Source organism: Allohahella sp. A8, from assembly GCF_047946665.1.
Classification (GTDB): Bacteria; Pseudomonadota; Gammaproteobacteria; order Pseudomonadales; family Oleiphilaceae; genus Allohahella.
Map to the genome: position 1 here is coordinate 3,898,575 of NZ_CP172312.1, position 17,225 is coordinate 3,915,799.

General features: G+C 56.2%; 18 protein-coding genes. 11 read left to right on the plus strand and 7 right to left on the minus strand.

Annotated features, from left to right (window positions below; all coding sequences use genetic code 11):
* Positions 1–44: 44 nt before the first annotated feature.
* Positions 45–776 carry a GMP/IMP nucleotidase gene (gene yrfG, locus ACH3PB_RS17450; RefSeq protein ID WP_416396720.1) on the minus strand — a complete coding sequence of 244 codons (732 nt, stop codon included), beginning with the start codon at positions 774–776 and terminating at the stop codon, positions 45–47.
* Positions 777–810: 34 nt separating this feature from the next.
* On the opposite strand from yrfG, the gene ACH3PB_RS17455 reads away from it, so the two are divergent.
* Positions 811–1,740 carry a 3'(2'),5'-bisphosphate nucleotidase CysQ family protein gene (locus ACH3PB_RS17455; protein WP_416396721.1) on the plus strand — a complete coding sequence of 310 codons (930 nt, stop codon included), beginning with the start codon at positions 811–813 and terminating at the stop codon, positions 1,738–1,740.
* A 42-nt stretch (positions 1,741–1,782) separates the two neighbouring features.
* On the opposite strand, the gene ACH3PB_RS17460 is transcribed toward ACH3PB_RS17455, so the two are convergent.
* From ACH3PB_RS17460 to rsmD, 3 genes are all read right to left on the minus strand, one after another.
* Positions 1,783–2,103 (minus strand): hypothetical protein, encoded by a 321-nt coding sequence (locus tag ACH3PB_RS17460; protein WP_416396722.1) that lies wholly within the window; start codon positions 2,101–2,103, stop codon positions 1,783–1,785.
* 127 nt (positions 2,104–2,230) lie between these two features.
* Positions 2,231–3,097: a bifunctional DNA-formamidopyrimidine glycosylase/DNA-(apurinic or apyrimidinic site) lyase gene (mutM, locus tag ACH3PB_RS17465; protein WP_416396723.1), complete on the minus strand. Its 867-nt coding sequence runs from the start codon at positions 3,095–3,097 to the stop codon at positions 2,231–2,233.
* Entirely contained in the window at positions 3,076–3,762 is a 687-nt protein-coding gene (gene rsmD, locus ACH3PB_RS17470) for a 16S rRNA (guanine(966)-N(2))-methyltransferase RsmD (RefSeq protein ID WP_416396724.1), read from the minus strand. The genes mutM and rsmD overlap by 22 nt, the downstream gene beginning before the upstream one ends.
* 132 nt (positions 3,763–3,894) lie before the next feature.
* Here rsmD and ftsY point away from each other — a divergent pair, with 132 nt between their 5' ends.
* The 8 genes from ftsY (at position 3,895) to ACH3PB_RS17510 (ending at position 12,130) form a co-directional block, all read left to right on the plus strand.
* Complete coding sequence (gene ftsY / locus ACH3PB_RS17475) at positions 3,895–5,184, plus strand: signal recognition particle-docking protein FtsY (protein WP_416396725.1); 1,290 nt, start codon at positions 3,895–3,897, stop codon at positions 5,182–5,184.
* A gap of 41 nt (positions 5,185–5,225) precedes the next feature.
* A complete protein-coding gene (gene ftsE / locus ACH3PB_RS17480) occupies positions 5,226–5,912 on the plus strand; it encodes a cell division ATP-binding protein FtsE (protein ID WP_416396726.1) in 687 nt (228 codons plus the stop codon).
* Positions 5,909–7,081 (plus strand): permease-like cell division protein FtsX, encoded by a 1,173-nt coding sequence (locus tag ACH3PB_RS17485; RefSeq protein WP_416396727.1) that lies wholly within the window; start codon positions 5,909–5,911, stop codon positions 7,079–7,081. Before ftsE ends, ACH3PB_RS17485 begins: the two co-directional genes overlap by 4 nt.
* 175 nt (positions 7,082–7,256) lie before the next feature.
* Positions 7,257–8,114, plus strand: a complete 858-nt coding sequence (gene rpoH, locus ACH3PB_RS17490) for an RNA polymerase sigma factor RpoH (RefSeq protein ID WP_416396728.1) — start codon at positions 7,257–7,259, stop codon at positions 8,112–8,114.
* 63 nt (positions 8,115–8,177) lie between these two features.
* A complete protein-coding gene (locus ACH3PB_RS17495) occupies positions 8,178–9,080 on the plus strand; it encodes an NAD(P)-dependent oxidoreductase (protein WP_416396729.1) in 903 nt (300 codons plus the stop codon).
* Position 9,081: 1 nt separating this feature from the next.
* Entirely contained in the window at positions 9,082–9,927 is an 846-nt protein-coding gene (gene djlA / locus ACH3PB_RS17500; RefSeq protein WP_416396730.1) for a co-chaperone DjlA, read from the plus strand.
* 45 nt (positions 9,928–9,972) lie between these two features.
* A complete protein-coding gene (locus tag ACH3PB_RS17505; RefSeq protein ID WP_416396731.1) occupies positions 9,973–10,653 on the plus strand; it encodes a heavy metal response regulator transcription factor in 681 nt (226 codons plus the stop codon).
* Positions 10,654–10,672: 19 nt separating this feature from the next.
* On the plus strand, positions 10,673–12,130 hold the full coding sequence (locus ACH3PB_RS17510) for an ATP-binding protein (RefSeq protein WP_416396732.1): 1,458 nt from the start codon (positions 10,673–10,675) through the stop codon (positions 12,128–12,130).
* A gap of 5 nt (positions 12,131–12,135) precedes the next feature.
* Here the strand turns inward: ACH3PB_RS17510 and ACH3PB_RS17515 are convergent, their stop codons facing one another.
* Complete coding sequence (locus tag ACH3PB_RS17515; RefSeq protein ID WP_416396733.1) at positions 12,136–12,420, minus strand: hypothetical protein; 285 nt, start codon at positions 12,418–12,420, stop codon at positions 12,136–12,138.
* Between the two features lie 322 nt (positions 12,421–12,742).
* On the minus strand, positions 12,743–15,244 hold the full coding sequence (locus ACH3PB_RS17520; RefSeq protein WP_416396734.1) for an EAL domain-containing protein: 2,502 nt from the start codon (positions 15,242–15,244) through the stop codon (positions 12,743–12,745).
* Positions 15,245–15,507: 263 nt separating this feature from the next.
* Between ACH3PB_RS17520 and greB the strand changes: the two genes are divergently transcribed.
* Together greB and ACH3PB_RS17530 are read left to right on the plus strand one after the other, a co-directional pair.
* The gene (greB, locus tag ACH3PB_RS17525) at positions 15,508–15,981 is read left to right on the plus strand and encodes a transcription elongation factor GreB (protein WP_416396735.1); all 474 of its coding nucleotides are present in this window, start codon (positions 15,508–15,510) and stop codon (positions 15,979–15,981) included.
* Between the two features lie 111 nt (positions 15,982–16,092).
* Positions 16,093–16,812 carry a hypothetical protein gene (locus tag ACH3PB_RS17530; RefSeq protein WP_416396736.1) on the plus strand — a complete coding sequence of 240 codons (720 nt, stop codon included), beginning with the start codon at positions 16,093–16,095 and terminating at the stop codon, positions 16,810–16,812.
* Between the two features lie 116 nt (positions 16,813–16,928).
* Here the strand turns inward: ACH3PB_RS17530 and ACH3PB_RS17535 are convergent, their stop codons facing one another.
* A complete protein-coding gene (locus ACH3PB_RS17535; protein WP_416396737.1) occupies positions 16,929–17,195 on the minus strand; it encodes an acyl-CoA-binding protein in 267 nt (88 codons plus the stop codon).
* Positions 17,196–17,225: the final 30 nt, after the last annotated feature.

Here is a 17,225-nt window from a genome sequence, read left to right on the forward strand (position 1 = left end):
CAGTGGCGGTTTTCTCCTGAGCTATTTCTATAATACATGGCTGATCAAGGTACCAGATCCCCGAGGTCGGTCAGCATTGGCACCAGCTGAGCATCAGAGGGGCTGCTTTGTCCGCGCCTGTAAATCCGTATGTACGGCTCACCTGACACCTCACCTTGGCTATCAGGTTGCGCAATGCCATAGAGGTAAGCGATGCCGTGTCTGGCTGCCGCTTCGAGAACCTGATCGTTGTCATCAATGAACATGGTGTGTTCATTCCGGAAATCAAGTGTCTGCTGCAGCTGTGACCAAAAGCCAGCGGATTCCTTCGGCTCTCCGTAGTCATGTGATGAAATAATTCTGTCACTGTCGAAATACTGATGCAGCCCTACAGCAGCCAGTTTGATTTCAAGCCCCGCGCGATGAGCATTGGTCACGATATAAGCCGAGGCGGCGTGCGTCTTCAGAAATTGCAGCAGGTGCTCGGTGCCAGGGCGATACTGGATGAGGTGCCCAACTTCACGCTTCAACGCAGTGATGTCGACGTTCAGCGTCCGGCTCCAGTAGTCGAGGCAATACCAGTTCAGGGTGCCGCGCTGTGCCTGTATCAAAGCGGTGACATGACGTCTGGCCTCTGCCTGCTCCTGCTGATGGATCTGGGCATAGCGCAAGGGCAGATGCTCCATCCAGAAATGGTTGTCGTAATTGAGATCGAGCAGGGTACCGTCCATGTCGAGCAGTACGGTCTCGATTTTTGACCAATCAGGCCGCTTGTCAGCGCCCGTGGTTTCGTTCATCGTTACTCCATCAGGTTTATCTACAGGGAACGTCATGCTTACCACGGATCACATCGCCATTCTGGCACCGCGTATCGACCATCTTATCAAACGTGCCGGTGCAGCAACACTGGAGGTCTTCAATGCCCCAGGGGAACTTGAAGTCATCAGTAAGGCGGACGAGTCGCCAGTGACGATTGCTGACCATCGGGCGCATCAGATCATTCTGGACGGCCTCAACGCGCTCGCCTCTGAACTCAGACAGAGCGAAACCGAGGGCGAAGGCAGTGCGCTGACCACTGCGACAGCGGCTCTGGTAGCTGACTTGCCAGTGCTATCGGAAGAGGCAACCTTACAATCCTTCGAAGACCGCCAGTCATGGTCGACGTACTGGCTTGTCGATCCGCTCGATGGCACCAGGGAGTTCGTCAGCGGTAACGGTGAATACACCGTCAACATCGCGCTCATCCATAACCATCAGCCCATAGCGGGCTGGGTATATGCGCCTGTCCAGGGCGTACTGTATTCCGGATGGCAGATAGGCGACGCGAAGGCCGCCTTCCGTGAACGCGATGGCAAACGGGTTTCCATACATACACGACTGCCGGACAGGCCAGGGGCGGACGGTATCGATGTGGTGGCGAGCAGGCGGCATGGTACGGACGCACTTGAACCCATCATGAAAAGGGCTGGCGAACTGTTTCCGGAGGTGCGGACGAGGAATATTGGCAGTTCACTGAAAATCTGCCTGGTAGCGGCTGGAGAGGCCGACTGGTATCCGCGGCTGGCGCCCACGTCGGAATGGGACACTGCAGCCGCGGATGCCGTGCTAAGGGGCGCAGGCGGGATCATGGTCGATACCAACCATGTGCCCCTTCGCTATAACTCTGGAGACTCGATTCTGAATCCGCATTTTCACGCGTTTTCTGCCGACCATGCGGTCTGGCGCGAGCTCCTCGGTCTGAATTCTGTCAGCGGGATCTGAGAGACAACTTCTACTTCAAAGTCCAGGGCTGTCAGAAGCCGTTCAGTTGTTACCGGCGATGATAACTTCATCCTTGCGGCCAACCTGAGTGCAACCCAGGCAGCGGACGAAGGTGGTCGTAGCGGGGCCAATGACCAGAGAGTCTGCGGCTTCCTTGACGTTACCGCCGAGGGCCGAGAACGGCAGAGACGCTATGAAGACAGCTGTTCCCACCACGGTCATGCCAAACAGGACCGGTCTCGCGAACACTGCGTCACCGGTCATCGCCAGCGCGCTTGGATTCTCTTCAATGACATCTGCGAAACTCGCTGATGGCAGCATCAAACTGGCGGCGAACAATGCGCCTCCGACTACTTTACTCACTTTCCCGAACATGTTGACCTCTCCCACGACATAGGTATGTACCTGTTCAAGGTAGCAGGCGCCTGCGCGAGTGCCAGAAGGGGAAACCAATTGAAGCGAATCAACGCAATTGGTTACAAAGTAAACGTCAACGCTGGCACTGTCGGCAAAACACGGTAGTTCTTTGATTCAAACGGATATCTTCAAGGATGGCTGAACAGGCTGGGCAGGCCAGGCCGGCTCGCCCATATACCTGCAGGGATTGTTGAAAATATCCCGGCTTGCCATCGCCCCCCACGAAATCACGCAGTGTGGTGCCACCCTGCTCGATGGAACGTTGTAGCCGATGCTTGATAGCTTCAGCCAGCCGATCATAGCGTACTGCAGAAATGAGTCCTGCCTTTCGGGTAGGCAAGATTCCTGCCTGAAACAGCGCCTCATTTGCATAGATGTTGCCGACGCCAACGACAACGTCCTGGTTCATCAGAAAACTCTTCACCGCCGTGCGTAGCCCGCGCGATCGACGATACAGGTATTCGCCGTCGAAGGCGTCCGAAAGCGGTTCAGGTCCGAGCGCCTTCAATAGCCAGTGCGAGCTCTCCTGCAGATCAGCCTCTTCCGGTCCAAGCAGATGCCAGCTGCCAAATCTGCGCGGATCGTTGTAACGCATGACGATGGCCTCTTCAGGTCCATCACCTCTGTTGCCGAGGGCGAGATCCACGTGATCGTGCTTTTTCACCGGCGTACCGGCCGGACAGATCTTCAGAGATCCGCTCATGCCCAGATGAACGATCAGACCGGTGTAACTGCCATCCTGTCGCTGTAGGTCAATGATGAGATACTTGGCACGGCGGCGCAGGCCAGTTATGACTGTCCCGGTCACCGTATCCGCCAGCGTCGTCGGTATCGGCCAGCGCAGGCGGTAGTCGCGTATCTCGACGTGCTCGATCACACGCCCCGTGACGTGAGGTTCCAGTCCTCGTCTGGTAGTTTCTACTTCTGGCAGTTCAGGCATCTGAGAATTCCGTACTGGAGTTGGCCAGCAAGCTTGTGTCGGTAGAGATCCCAGTCTGGCGGCAGCAGCGAGGCGATATCGAGTGTTTTCTCCGCTTCGAAATAGATCAGCGCGCCCGGCTTCAGAAATGAACAGGCGCTGAACGCCTCCAGGCAAGGCTGTAGCAGGCCCTTGCCAAAAGGTGGGTCGAGAAACACCAGGTCGACAGCTTGCTCCGACTGGGCGCACTGCGCTTCCATACCCGCAATTAACGATAGCGCATCAGCACAGCGAACATCAAAGCGCATCTTGCCGGCGGTATCTCCGCCTTCCAGAAGTGCCAACGATGTGCTGATCTGTCGGCAGACACGCGTACTGGTGTCCCCGAAGCTTACGAAATCTGCGCCGCGGGACAAGGCTTCGGCGCCGAGGGCACCGGTCCCCGCAAAGAGGTCGAGACAGCGCAAGCCGCTGAGGCTCGCTTCACCCCCGAGGCCATAGTAGCTGCCGAGCCAGTTGAATACGGTCTCGCGGATGCGATCCAGCGTCGGGCGCAGCCCTTCCGCCGCTTCGAACTGCAGCTTGCGACCTCTGAAGCGGCCGGCAATCAGACGCACCTCCGACATGTCGCCGCGGCCGCTCTGCCGCTCATTACGGCGCCCGCCGCGTTGCGCTTTACCAGCCAATTGCTTACTCCCTTAGATACGGCTGTAATTTTGACACCAAGGTGCCTAGAATGCTGCATTGCATTTCATCGGCCGGATCATAACAAAGCATATTCGCGCAAGCCTGGCCAAGCCTCAAATTAAAGGACTTCCATGGAACAAGCACTCAATTATCTGGTGATTTTTGGCACGCTGCTATGCCTGCTGCTCTGGATCGGGGACATGCTGCAGCGACGGAGCCAGCGTCCGAAGCCGCGACAGTTCGAACTCAAGGACTTCGATAACAAACAGGCTCGCGCCATCGAGCCCGGCAAAGCCGAAAAAGCGGCGCCACCCAAGGCCAGGCCTGATGTCCCGACCGAGCGTGAACCCGTTGCCAGGCCATCAGAGCCAGCGCTGCGCCCGGCCCCCGAAGCGCCTCAGCCGGTAGAGCCGCCTCCGGCACCACCCGTCAAGCCAGAGCCACCGGTCAAGCCAGCACCGCCTGTCGAAGCGCCTGCAAAAGCCCCTGTCGAAGTTGAGAGAAGTTGGCTCGAGCGGATGCGAGCCGGTCTGAGTAAGACCAGGGCAGGGTTTGGCAAGAATCTGTCGCAATTGTTTTCCGGTTCACAGGCAATTGATGAGGATTTGCTCGAAGAGCTCGAGACACTATTGATCACTGCGGATGTAGGTATGTCTGCAACGCAGGAAATCATTGCATCCATCAGCGAAAAGCTCGAAAAGAAGCAGCTGAAAGATGCTGCAGCAGTGAAGGCTGCCTTGCGACAGGAACTGATCAGCATACTCGAGCCCTGCGCCGTACCGCTCGATACCAGCGCACATAAGCCATTCATGATGCTGGTCGTCGGCGTCAACGGGGTCGGTAAGACCACCACCATCGGCAAGCTTGCCAGCCGATACAAGGCAGAGAATCAGAAAGTTCTTCTAGCCGCTGGCGATACCTTCAGGGCTGCGGCGGTCGAGCAGCTTCAGGTGTGGGGCGAGCGCGCCGGTGTTCCAGTTGTCGCCCAGCACCAGGGTGCCGATAGTGCCTCCGTTCTCTTCGATGCCATGCAGTCTGCGACTGCGAAGGGCTTCGACATTGCCATAGCAGATACGGCTGGCCGCCTGCAGAACAAGGACGAGCTCATGAATGAGCTGAAAAAGGTGGTACGGGTTATTCAGAAGCACGATGCCACCGCGCCTCACGAGGTTCTGCTGGTGGTCGATGCGACAACCGGCCAAAACGCGTTGAGTCAGGCGAAGTTGTTCAAGGAAGCGGTATCGGTTACCGGCATCGCCGTTACCAAACTGGATGGTACTGCGAAAGGCGGCATTCTGTTTGCCGTAGCCAGACAGTTCGGGCTGCCAATCCGGTTCATAGGTGTTGGCGAGGCGGTGGGCGATCTGCGGGCGTTTTCCGCAGAAGACTACGTCGACGCGATGCTGGATACGGATAGCTGAGTGCAGCAAGAGCAGCAGAAACGACGGCAGGCGGCAAACTGATGATCGAGTTTCGCAAGGTCAGCAAGCACTACGGTCAGCGTCAGATCGCGCTTAACGGTATCGATTTGCAGCTGCAACGCGGAGAGTTTGCCTTCCTGACCGGGCACTCAGGCGCTGGCAAGAGTACTTTGCTGAAGCTGCTCCTGCGCCTGGAGCAGCCGAGTTCCGGGGAAGTGTATGTCGGGGGTCAGGCGCTTTCGACCATGCTCCCCAGACAGGTGCCCTATTACAGGCGCCACCTCGGCTTCGTGTTTCAGAACGCCCATCTGATTCAAGAGCTGAGCGTCTTCGACAATGTTGCCATGCCCCTGATCATCGCCAACGTCGATAGTCGGGAGCTGCAGCGCCGTGTAAGGGCTGCACTCGACAAAGTCGGGCTGTTGAAGAAGGAGCGAGCCATGCCGGAGTCCCTGTCGGGCGGCGAGGCGCAGCGGGTGAGCATCGCGCGGGCGATTGTCAACCGGCCCCCGATCCTGCTGGCAGATGAGCCGACGGGCAATCTTGATCCGGCGCTGTCTGCCGAAATCTTCAAACTCTTCGAAGCGTTCAATCAGGTCGGTGTTACCGTACTTATTGCCAGCCACGATCTGAACCTTCTCGAGACACTTGGCCATCGAATCATACGCTTGGACCAGGGCACGATCCAAGGCAGTACTGTGGGTGCCGGGCAAGAGGCAATTGCATGAAGCGTCACGCCTCGAAGTCCGGTCAGCCCCCGGAGCAAAAGCCAGTTCGCAAGTCAGGTATTCGGGGTGCTGCCAGAGTGTCCGCCAAGCCCTCTGCCAAACCCTCTGCCAAGCCCTCTGTCAAACCAGCACGGCAGCCATCGCAGCCGGTTGCGCGCTCCAGGTCGAATGCGCCGAAGCAGCCACGTGCAGAGAAAGGTGCGCGTGAAGGCCTTCAGCTGTCTCCCGCGCAGAGCTACCTGCGCCATCATCGACGCTGCGCATCGGATGCGCTGAGCTTCCTCCGCAGTCGCCCCTTTGCTGCTGCACTGACCTCGCTGGTTGTTGGTCTCGCATTGTCACTCCCGCTCATCCTCCTGTTTCTTTCTTACAACATCGACCGGGTTGTAGGCCCACTGCAGGCGAGCGGCGTTATCAATGTGTTCTTCGACCCTGCGCTCACCGAGCAACAGTCAGCTGATCTTGCGGCTGTGATCAGTAAGCGTCCCGATGTACGTTCGGCGGAGTATGTCAGCAAGAAGCAGGCGCTCGAACGCTTCGAGAGTGACCCAGGCTGGTCGAAGACGCTTTCGCAATTGAGTGAGAATCCGCTACCCGCTTCGGTCATCGTGACGCCGCTGGATATAGGTACGACCTCGGGCCTTGCAAACATACCCGGAAGTCCACGTGCGTCTGCACTCACAGATGCGCTCAGCACGCTTCCTGGTGTGGACGTCGTGCAGTCTGACAGCGAATGGCTGGAACGCCTCCGTCTCATACAGGCATTCCTCGCTTCATTTTTTGCCATGCTGGTCGTGTTCTTCGGTATCATCGTCTGCGTTATCATCATCAATACCGTACGGCTGAATGTCGAAGCCAAGCGGGAAGTGATCCTGGTTACGCAGATGATCGGCGGCACTCATGCCTTCATCCGGCGGCCCTTTTTATACCTTGGCTTCTTCTACAGCCTGGCGGGGATGGTTATTGCAGCTGTCATTGCGTTCATTGGCTCCGGTATGCTCGAGTCGGCATTAACACCGCTACTGCGCAGCTATGAGCTGGACTTCGAACTGTACATGCCGGATATTGACGCGTTCCTAGGCTTCATTCTGTTGAGTCTATTCCTGTGCATCGGCTCGGCCTTTGTGGCGGCTAGTCTTCAGATCAGGCGTATCGAGCATAGTGGCTGAGGCCTGTGAGGCGTTACGAACGGCATGCATCCTGCTTGAAAGCGGACAGGAGACGGCTGATAATTCGACCTCAGAATATTGCAGATTTATAACTTTTACCTATCATTAATGCTGATATAATAGGTAGAAGAAATTGTTACAGCATTTAGTCTGTATAATCGGGAGCTGATCAAACATGAGCAAAGCATTGCAACCAGTAGACTTGTTGACACCGGTCGGCAACCTGGAGAGCTATGTTCAGGCGGTCAATAGTGTCGCGGTCCTTAGCGCTGAAGAAGAGCGGGACCTTGCGCTGCGGTATCACGAAGAGGGCGAGCTGGACGCTGCGCGCCAGCTGGTGCTCGCGCACTTGAGATTCGTCGTTCATATTGCGCGATCATATAGTGGCTATGGACTGCCCCTTGCTGATCTCGTGCAGGAAGGTAATATCGGTCTCATGAAGGCTGTAAAGCGTTTTGACCCGCACTACGGCGTACGTCTGGTATCCTTCGCCGTGCATTGGGTAAAAGCCGAGATGCATGAGTACATCCTGAAAAACTGGCGGATTGTAAAAGTTGCGACCACCAAGGCGCAGCGGAAACTTTTTTTCAATCTGCGGTCCTCAAAGAAGAAGCTGGCCTGGCTGAGTCATGACGAGGTGAAGGCAGTAGCAGAGGATCTCGGGGTGAACGAGAAGGTTGTCATGGAAATGGAGAGCAGAATGTCCGGGCAGGACACTGCATTTGACGCCTTTTCAGACGACGATGATGATGCGGCCTACCTGGCCCCGGCGAGCTATCTGGAAGACAGCTCGCGTGATCCAGCCCGGCTCCTCGAATCTGAGAACTGGGAAGAGGATTCCACCTCGCGTCTGCACACTGCCCTGACCAGGCTGGATGATCGCAGTAAGGACATCCTGCAGAAGCGTTGGCTGAGCGATGAGAAGTCCACGCTGCACGATCTCGCAGATGAATATGGTGTCTCGGCCGAACGTATTCGTCAGCTAGAGAAAAATGCGATGAAGAAGATCAGGGCGGAGCTCGCAACAGCCTGATTTGATCTGCAGTCGTATACAACCGCCGAGAGGCGGTTTTTTTTTACAGCAGAGGATGTCGGAATGAGTACCGGACAACATGATCACGTTCAGTCTGCCGCATTCCTGGGGCTGGGTCTCATGGGCCAGCCCATGGTGGGTCGTCTTCTGACCGCGGGTTACCAGTTGCGCGTATGGAACCGCACGCGCAGCAAAGCGCGGCAGTTCGAGGAAGATGGCATTCTGGAGGATACCGCCCAGGCGGCCATAGAAGGCGCCGAAGTGCTCGTTTTGATGCTGACTGACGGGCCGGCTGTGGATCAGGTCCTGCGGTCACTGGACCTCTCACGAACGGCAGAAAATGCGCTCATTATCGATATGAGCTCGATTGCGCCTGACATGGCCCGGCAACACGCCTCACTCGTCAATGCTGCCGGGAGACGCTATCTCGATGCACCTGTGTCTGGTGGCACACCTGGCGCGGCATCTGGCACGCTCTCGATCATGGTTGGCGGTCGGGAACAGGACTTCGAGGCTGCAGCGTCGTTTCTGGCGAATTTCGGAACCCCTCGTTATATGGGGGAGTCGGGCTGTGGCCAGATCGCAAAGCTTGCCAATCAGGCCGTGGTTGGTATCACCATAGGTGCAGTGTCTGAGGCCATGTTACTGGCAAAACAGGCTGGCGTTGATATCGTGGCACTTCGCGAAGCGCTATTGGGTGGTTTCGCTGCCAGTCGTATTCTCGAGCTGCATGGTCAGCGTATCATCGATGACGACTTCGAACCTGGTGGTCGTTCATCGGTACAGCTCAAGGATTTGCGCAGCGTGGGTGATCTGGCGGGCGCACTGGGACTCGATCTCCCTATCTCAGCGCTGGTGGCCTCACTGTATTCGCAGATGAATGCGGAGCATCTGCAGCTCGACCATAGTGCTCTGTATTTGCATCTGCGCTCGCTAAATGAGCATCATGAGAACGAGGAAACATAGTTTGTTTGGAAAATTGATCGCAGGCCTTCTGGGCTATCTCGTACTGGGTATTCCAGGACTAATTCTCGGTCTGCTCATAGGTCACCTCTTCGACAAGGGCCTCGCAGGCATCGCCGCCGATCCACGTCTGTCAGACCCTGTGTACCGAGCCAAGGTGGAGGCCAGTTTTTTCCGCCTCAGTTTCCAGATGCTCGGTGCCATGGCCAAGGCCGATGGCCGCGTCAGTGAAGCCGAGCTTAACGCAGCCCGAGCCCTCATGCAGCGGATGAACCTGGATGAGCAGCGTACGGCTGAAGCCATGACTGCGTTCAATGCAGGCAAGAGCCCGGACTTTGATCTCGATGCGGCGCTGAACGAGTTTTCCGAAGTCGTCGACAAGCGCAAGGATCTGGTTGCCTTTCTCATCCAGACGCTTGCGGTCATGGCAGCAGCTGATGGCCGTCTCGATGATGCCGAGAATGAATTCCTCATGCAGGTCGGTACGCGTCTGGGCGTCTCAAGAACACAGCTGCAGATGTTGCTGCGCATGATGGCCGCGCAGTCTGGCTTTCAGGGACAGGCTGGAGGCAACTATCATCAACAGGGCGGCTATCAGGGGGGACGCCAGCAGCAACCCCAGGTCTCGGAGGCTGAGCGTCTCGAGCAGGCATACTGGGCGCTCGGCGTAAGCCAGAATGACAGCGATGCCACCATCAAGAAAGCCTATCGCAAGCTCATGAGTGAGCATCATCCGGACAAGCTGGCGGCCAGGGGTATCCCAGAATCCATGCGGGCTTTGCACACTGAGAAGGCAAAGGAGATCTCTACCGCGTATGAACTGATAAAGACTAATCGTGGTATGAAGTAGATAGGTAGGGCAAATATTGCGCAATAGCAAAATGGAGCAAATGCGATGCGGGTGTTAGTAATTGAAGATGATGCAGATGTAGCAAACTATCTCAACAAGGGCTTGAAAGAAAGCGGCTACACCGTGGATCTTGCAGATAACGGTAAGGATGGCCTTCACATGGCCCTTGAGGAGCAGTATGACCTTCTCATCGTCGACCGTATGTTGCCTGGGCTCGACGGTGTAAACGTCGTGAAGCGCCTCCGTGCAGAGGAGAAGACAACGCCGGTGCTATTCCTTAGCGCACTGGGCGAAGTAGACGACCGTGTTCAGGGTCTCAAGGCCGGCGGCGATGACTATCTCGTCAAGCCGTTTTCCTTCAGCGAGCTGCTCGCCCGTGTCGAGTCCCTGCTGCGCAGGACCCAGAATCAGTCGGACATCGTCACTACGCTGAAAGTTGCTGATCTCGAGATGGACCTGCTCGCACGTACGGTAAAGCGCTCCGGACAGAAGATCGACCTGCAGCCTCGCGAATTCCGTCTGCTGGAATACTTCATGCGCAATCCTGATCAGGTACTCACCCGGACAATGCTGCTCGAGAAAGTGTGGGATTACCATTTTGACCCGCAAACCAACGTGATCGATGTTCATATCAGCCGATTGCGGTCAAAGATCGACAAGGACTTCAGCGTACAGCTGCTGCACACGGTACGTGGCTCTGGCTACATCCTCAGGGAAGGTGAGTGATCAGGAGGTCTGACCAGCAGTGAGGTTCAGCCGAATACTCAGCTCATCCAGTTTCCGGCTGGCTTTCGTTTACATGCTGCTCTTTGCGGCTTCTGTATTCGTTCTGCTCGGGTTCATTTATTGGGCCACGGTCGGCTTCATGACCGATCAGGTGGAAGAAACTATCCAGGCTGAGATTCAGGGGCTTGCTGAGCAATATCGCCGGCAGGGCCTGCGCGGCATGGTCAGTGTACTCAACGAGCGCGTGCTTAGCCGGCCCACCGGTGAATCCCTATATCTCATCGTCAATAGCGAAAAGAAGCCGCTTGCCGGAAACCTGAATGAATGGCCGGCTGTGCTCGAGGACAGAAACGGCTGGATCAGTTTCTATCTCAATCGTCCCGCCGACCGTTTCGAGCAGCCTCATCTGGCGCGCGCCAAACTGTTCCAGTTGCAGGGCGGCTATATGTTGCTCGTCGGTAGGGACGTCTATGACTTGTTCAGAGTACGAGCACTCATAGAACAGTCGCTCCTCTATGGTATCGGAATCACGATTGCGCTGGCCTTTCTTGGCGGTGTGCTGCTGGCGCGTGGCACACGATCACGCATCGAAACCATAAACCAGACCAGTCGCAAGATCATGCAGGGCGATCTTTCATTGCGCGTTCCCGTTCGCGGGACCGGCGACGATTTCGACGAACTTGCCGTGCATCTCAATCGTATGCTCGAGCAGATCGAGGAGTTGATGGCGGGCGTCAAGCATGTGTCGGACAACATTGCACACGATCTGCGAACGCCGCTTACGCGGTTGCGCAGCCGGCTCGAGGTGCTGTCCTCCAATCATCTCGATGTCGATTCGCAGCAGATTGTCGAGGAAGCCTTGGGAGAGACCGACCGCCTGCTCATCACGTTCAATTCGCTCCTGCGGATTGCGAGGATAGAGTCGGGTGGCTACCAGGCGCACTTCACCAAGGTTGATATGGTGGCCCTGGTGAACGATGCCATCGAGTTATACGATGCGCTGGCCCAGGACAAGCACCAGACTGTCGAGGTTGAGCTTGCGAGTGATGTCTGTGTGAGTGGCGACCAGAATCTGCTGTTTCAGGCCGTGGCCAACCTGCTGGACAATGCGATCAAGTACTCCCCGGAAAACAGCCGCGTGGGTATCGAGCTTAGTGGCGGGCGTGAAGTGCGGCTGACAGTCTGGGATACCGGTCCCGGCATTGCGCCAGAAGAGCGAGAGCATGTATTCGAGCGCTTCTATCGCGTTGACAAGACGCGCGGTTTGCCCGGCAACGGTCTCGGCCTCAGCATGGTCCGGGCTGTGGCCAGGATGCACAAAGGTCGTATCGAGCTTTCGGAGACCTCAGAGGCGTCTGGCGGGCTTCGGGTCATCATTACGCTCCCGACCTGTGAGGGCGAAACGGTTACGCCACCAGCCCTACCGTATCAGGGGGATTCGACGCCGAGAAGCCTGCATGGCAGGCTCGACCGCTAGTGGTCTCAGCCTTTGCGGCCGAGGAAGTTCCTGACGGTATCCGAGGTTGTTTTGAAAGGGTGTCTGGCGGCCTGGCTGACAAAGTTGCGGGCCCGCTGAACAGAGACTTTTTTCTGATCGAGACGAGCTCGCAGACTGTCGAGTTCGCCTTCGAGGTGCTTTTGCTCGGCCAGGACGTAGGCCAGAACGGTATGTCGGTTAAAGTCGTCCGTGATTCCCAGCTTTTCAAGGCGACCCCCGATCAGGTCGAGTCCGGAAAGTGCCTTGTCCATCATAATCTGTGTATTCATCCTGCTGCTCCTGCGTAGCTGACTGCAGGCATTTGAAGCCGCAGCCATGGTTATCTTGGCCAGACGGTGGCACTGGCTTCAGGATGCTATGCCGAGACCCTAGAGCGTTCAACCTAAATCAATCGGGCGATTACAGATACTTAACACGGCGGCCACCTCATAGCCACAAGCCAAGCCCTATAGTGGAGTCATGAGAGGGCAATCGAATTGTCTTTTTCATGAGTAGCTCCTGTGTAGGGTCTCGTACAGGTCCCCCTGACAAGACCCAATTTGAACCTCGGTGATTGCCGGGGTTTTTTTTCGCCCGCGTTTTCAACACGAGTCAGGTTGAGGGTCCGCCGTCTCCTGAATCCGTTGACGGATGAATCGAGCGCTGCGAGGTGGGGGGCAAAGCTACGGGAATGGCAGTGTCGCCGAGCGAGAACGCTGCAAGATGATCCATCAGCCATTGCTCAGCCACTGCGGCCTCCATGGGCCGGGCAAAATAATAGCCCTGGACAAAATCGCAGCACTCATCGCGCAGGAACTCCAGTTGGGCTTCACACTCTATGCCTTCTGCAATGACCGATAGGCCCAGGCTGTGGCTCATGGTGATGATCGTCCTCGCCAATGTGGTATTGCCCACGTGCTGAGGTGCCCCGGTGAGAAAGCTGCGGTCAAGCTTGAGACTGTGCAGGGGCAGGCGTTGCAAATAGCCAAGGTTGGAATAGCCGGTGCCGAAATCATCGATGGCAAATCTTATGCCTTCTTTACATATCTTGTGCAAGCTGGCTTCGGTTACCAGATCATCCTGGATGAGTGAGCGTTCGGTCAGTTCCAGTTCCAGGAGATGAGGCGGAAATCCTGAATCTTTTATTACCGACTGCAAGGTCTGGAACAGTTCATCGGTCCGAAGCTGGTTTGCTGAGATGTTTACGGCAAGCTGAAGGTCTTCGCCGGTCGCGATCTGCCATTTTCGCATCTGAAGGCAGGCGGTCTGCAGCAGCCAATTGCCAATGGGCGCTATCATCCCATTCTCCTCTGCCAGAGCAATGAACCGCTCCGGAGACACGTTGCCCATTGCACTGTTTTGCCACCGAAGCAGGGATTCGAATCCGGCCACCTTTCCACTTTGGACCATAACTATTGGCTGGTAGTGCACACTCAGCTCGTCACGCTCAAGTGCATATCTCAGGTTCAGTTCGAGCTCCTGGCGTTCACGCAACTGCGCGTTCATTTCTTCAAGAAAAAACTGATAGTTGTTTCGGCCAGTTTCCTTTGCGCGATACAAGGCAATGTCTGCATGGCGCAATAGACTCTCGTAATTTTCCCCGTCGCCCGGATACACCGCTATGCCTACGCTGCAGGTCACGAAGGCTTCGCTACCATTCAAGACGAAGGGCCTGGCAAAGCTTTCGACGACTTGCTCGGCGGTTCGCTCGGCAAGCTCGACACGCGCAAGGTTAGGCAGGATGATGAGGAACTCATCGCCACCGAAGCGTGCGAGCAACTGGCCCTCCTGCATTACCGTGCCTAGCCGGCCTGCAGTCTGCTTCAGCAGTTCGTCCCCCACCTCATGGCCCAGGGTATCGTTGACATGCATGAAATTGTCGAGATCGATGAACATGAGGGCTACGTTGGTGTTCTGACTACGAGCGTGTTCGACTTCCAACTGCAGGCGCTCAGTGGCGAAAGCGCGGTTCGCCAGCTTCGTCAAGTCATCCGTCGACGCTTGTAGTCGAAGGCTTTCTTCATAGTTCTTCCGTTCAGTGATCTCGGTCACCACGCCGACAAAGCCTATGACCGTACCATCATCGCTGCGTTCAGGAGCTGCCTGAGTCGTCACCCACACGACCCGTCCATCTGGGCGGCTGACTCGATATTCCGCGTCGAAGGCCACGCCTTGCCGCGACGTAGTACGCCAGAGTTCTGCGACATAGCGCCTGTCGTGAACATGCACGGCATTGATCCAGCCCGAGCCCAGAATCTGTTTGCTTCGCATGCCGTACATTTGCGCCAGACGACTGTTGGTATAGATGCACTCACCCTCGACATCGCTGCGGAAAATGCCAGCAGGCACGGCAGCCGCCAGCGTGCGATACTGATTTTCGCTCTCTCGAAGGGCCTTTTCTGCTGCTCGAAGTTCGGTGGTGTCTACATTTGTGCCAATCAACTGTATCGGTCGCCCTCTGCTGTCATACACGCAGCGCCCCTTGCCGAGTATCCATCGGGGCGTCCCTTCCGCGGTGAGAATGCGGAATTCCGCCTCATAGATGCTTTTGCGCTCAATAGCCTCCATGAGACGCTGACGCACCATGGTCTGATCGTCCGGGTGAATCCGCGCAATCATTTTTTCCGCAGTGAGCACCTTCTCAACATCAGGTAAGCCAAACAGGCTGCGTAACACGGTCGAACCGTAGATCAGGTCGGTGGTGAGATCCCATTCCCACGTGCCGATTCTGGCTACCGTGGTAGCGAAATCGTAGCGGGCTTCCGAGATCTTGAGTTGCAGATAATGCTGGCGACTCCAGTGAAGCACTTGCGCCATGGCGAGACTGACCAGAACGAAGGTCAGTAAACGTCCTCGAGCGGCGGCGCCCTGAACATTAAATTCCTGATAGGGCTGCATAAACAGGTAAGCTGCTGCAATTGCGCCCAATAGCGTGACGAGCGTTGCGGAGCGACGGCCAAAAAACCAGGCGCTCAGAAATACGACGGGGTAAATCAGAATAAATGGCGCATTGCGTGCGAGCGGGTCCGCTGCCCATTGCATCAGGAGTACAACCGCAAGCGCCACGACCGCTGTGATGTCCCGGACCAAGGCCGAAGAGCGGGAAGGTTTCAAACAATTCTCCAGTGCTGAGCGGTTATGACTGCGCTATGGCTTCACCGGCCTATCATCGCGGCGAGGCAGGTGATCATCCCGAGATCTATCCAAGGTGCCATCGGCTTGCACCGTGGTGCAAACCCCGGGATCTGCATCGAGCATAGACACTCTGCTAATATACGCCTCGTTATTAGGCTATTCCATAACCACTTGAGCTGACAGAAGGTTGAGAGTTGGCCCCTCATTAACAGATCTTCAGACTCGCTATTACAGTGCCTCCCATGAGAACAAAACTGATTACCAGAAGCGGCTTTGAGCGCCTGAAGGCGGAGTTGGACAAACTTTGGCGCGAAGAAAGACCCGAAGTGACGAAGAAGGTGTCCTGGGCGGCAAGCCTTGGCGATCGCAGCGAAAATGCTGACTACCAATATAACAAGCGTCTCTTGAGGCAGATTGATAAACGGGTAAGGTACCTGCGTCAGTCTCTCGAGGAGCTGCGAGTCGTTGATTACGCACCTGAGCAGGAAGGAGCCGTCTTTTTCGGTGCTTGGGTCGGCATCGAGAACGACGAAGAGGTCCATCGGCGTTTCCGCATTGTAGGCTACGACGAGATCTTCGACAGGAGAGACTTTATTTCGATCGACTCACCGATGGCCCGGGCGCTACTGAAGAAAAAGGTCGGTGATGAGGCCGTGGTAGAAACCCCGTCTGGACCTGCGCTCTGGTATATCACCAGTATTGAGTACGAAAAGTAGTTGCCCAGATTCTCATTGCGGGATTGTATAAGAGCGCACAATATCCCCGGCGTATTGTATGGATAATATACGGTGCACAGAAACTATAACTAGAAAAAACGGGAAGACTACATGGACTCACTCACACGAATTGGGATGGCCGCTGTGGTCGGCCTCCTGCTCAGTTCAAGCCTGCTCAGCTTTGCCGAAGAAGATGAGCTCATAGATATTGTCGATCCAGTTTCCTCCGCTGAGCAGGAGGTTACGGAGCGCGTCGAATATACTGAAGTCGAAGTGGTTGAAGAGTTGGTGCAGCAGGATGCCGCGGAAAGTCAGGCGCGTAGTGAAGAAAGCGAAAAGGAAATCGTGACGCAGCCACTGCTGATCGATCCGAAGACTGAAGAGATCGAGGCTGTCGTCATTCAGGCCGACGTGCCAGGACCAGAAATTATCAAAAAAGATGAATTTGTCATTCTGGAAAGTAAGCCGCTTGATACTGGCACACCACAAAATGTGCCCTCGGCAGAGCGCAACAGTAATCTGATAGATCCCCAACGTGCCGACCGTTCGACAGTGGAGACCATTCCGTTCAAGCCAATGGACCTGCAGGCTCTGGCCGAAATGGGTATCGACGGCGCGCTTGATGCACCCGATCTCGATCGATCGGACGACCCCCAGGCTCCAGTGTCGCCACTATCTGACGAGCAGGCTCGGGAACAGCTGAGAAAGTACGACACTCGCGAAGACCTCGGGCGCTTCAACGTGCCTACAGAATTCCGTCTGCGTCCGGCTCCAGTTGATGTGACGGGTCGCACTTACAATTACGACTATCTCATCTCGACACCGCGTTAGACGCCCGGCCAATTGCGCCTGCCGGGTGGTGCCCTGCCAAACGGTGGGTGTTACCTGGCAGCCATATCCGGCCATATGCAGACGCAGCATTTCGGCCCTGCGCCTGTCGTGCTGTGTTATCGGTTCTTCAGATTCTCGATCGAATCGATATAGCGCTGCATGGCCGATTCCTTGCTGATGCCTTTTAGATCCGCCCATGCGTCGTACTTGGCGCGGTTGATGAAATCCATCATGCCAGGGCGGCTGCCCGTTACGTCACCTTCGGTGGCCTGCTTGTACAGACCATAGAGCTCCAGCTTCAATTCGTTGGAAGGTTTGAAATCACCCTCGGCGGTTTTGACGTAGTCGACGGTCTCGTAAAATTCCTTTTCCAGGTCGCTCATGTATTCTCCTTTGGGGTAGGGCAGGCTAGT

Coding starts and splice junctions, on each gene's coding strand:
- ACH3PB_RS17505 (WP_416396731.1), top strand. CDS start 9,973: ATGCGGGTGTTAGTAATTGAAGATGATGCAGATGTAGCAAACTATCTC.
- ftsE (WP_416396726.1), top strand. CDS start 5,226: ATGATCGAGTTTCGCAAGGTCAGCAAGCACTACGGTCAGCGTCAGATC.
- mutM (WP_416396723.1), bottom strand. CDS start 3,097: ATGCCTGAACTGCCAGAAGTAGAAACTACCAGACGAGGACTGGAACCT.
- ACH3PB_RS17495 (WP_416396729.1), top strand. CDS start 8,178: ATGAGTACCGGACAACATGATCACGTTCAGTCTGCCGCATTCCTGGGG.
- rpoH (WP_416396728.1), top strand. CDS start 7,257: ATGAGCAAAGCATTGCAACCAGTAGACTTGTTGACACCGGTCGGCAAC.
- ACH3PB_RS17535 (WP_416396737.1), bottom strand. CDS start 17,195: ATGAGCGACCTGGAAAAGGAATTTTACGAGACCGTCGACTACGTCAAA.
- yrfG (WP_416396720.1), bottom strand. CDS start 776: ATGAACGAAACCACGGGCGCTGACAAGCGGCCTGATTGGTCAAAAATC.
- ACH3PB_RS17485 (WP_416396727.1), top strand. CDS start 5,909: ATGAAGCGTCACGCCTCGAAGTCCGGTCAGCCCCCGGAGCAAAAGCCA.
- ACH3PB_RS17530 (WP_416396736.1), top strand. CDS start 16,093: ATGGACTCACTCACACGAATTGGGATGGCCGCTGTGGTCGGCCTCCTG.
- ftsY (WP_416396725.1), top strand. CDS start 3,895: ATGGAACAAGCACTCAATTATCTGGTGATTTTTGGCACGCTGCTATGC.
- greB (WP_416396735.1), top strand. CDS start 15,508: ATGAGAACAAAACTGATTACCAGAAGCGGCTTTGAGCGCCTGAAGGCG.
- ACH3PB_RS17515 (WP_416396733.1), bottom strand. CDS start 12,420: ATGAATACACAGATTATGATGGACAAGGCACTTTCCGGACTCGACCTG.
- ACH3PB_RS17455 (WP_416396721.1), top strand. CDS start 811: ATGCTTACCACGGATCACATCGCCATTCTGGCACCGCGTATCGACCAT.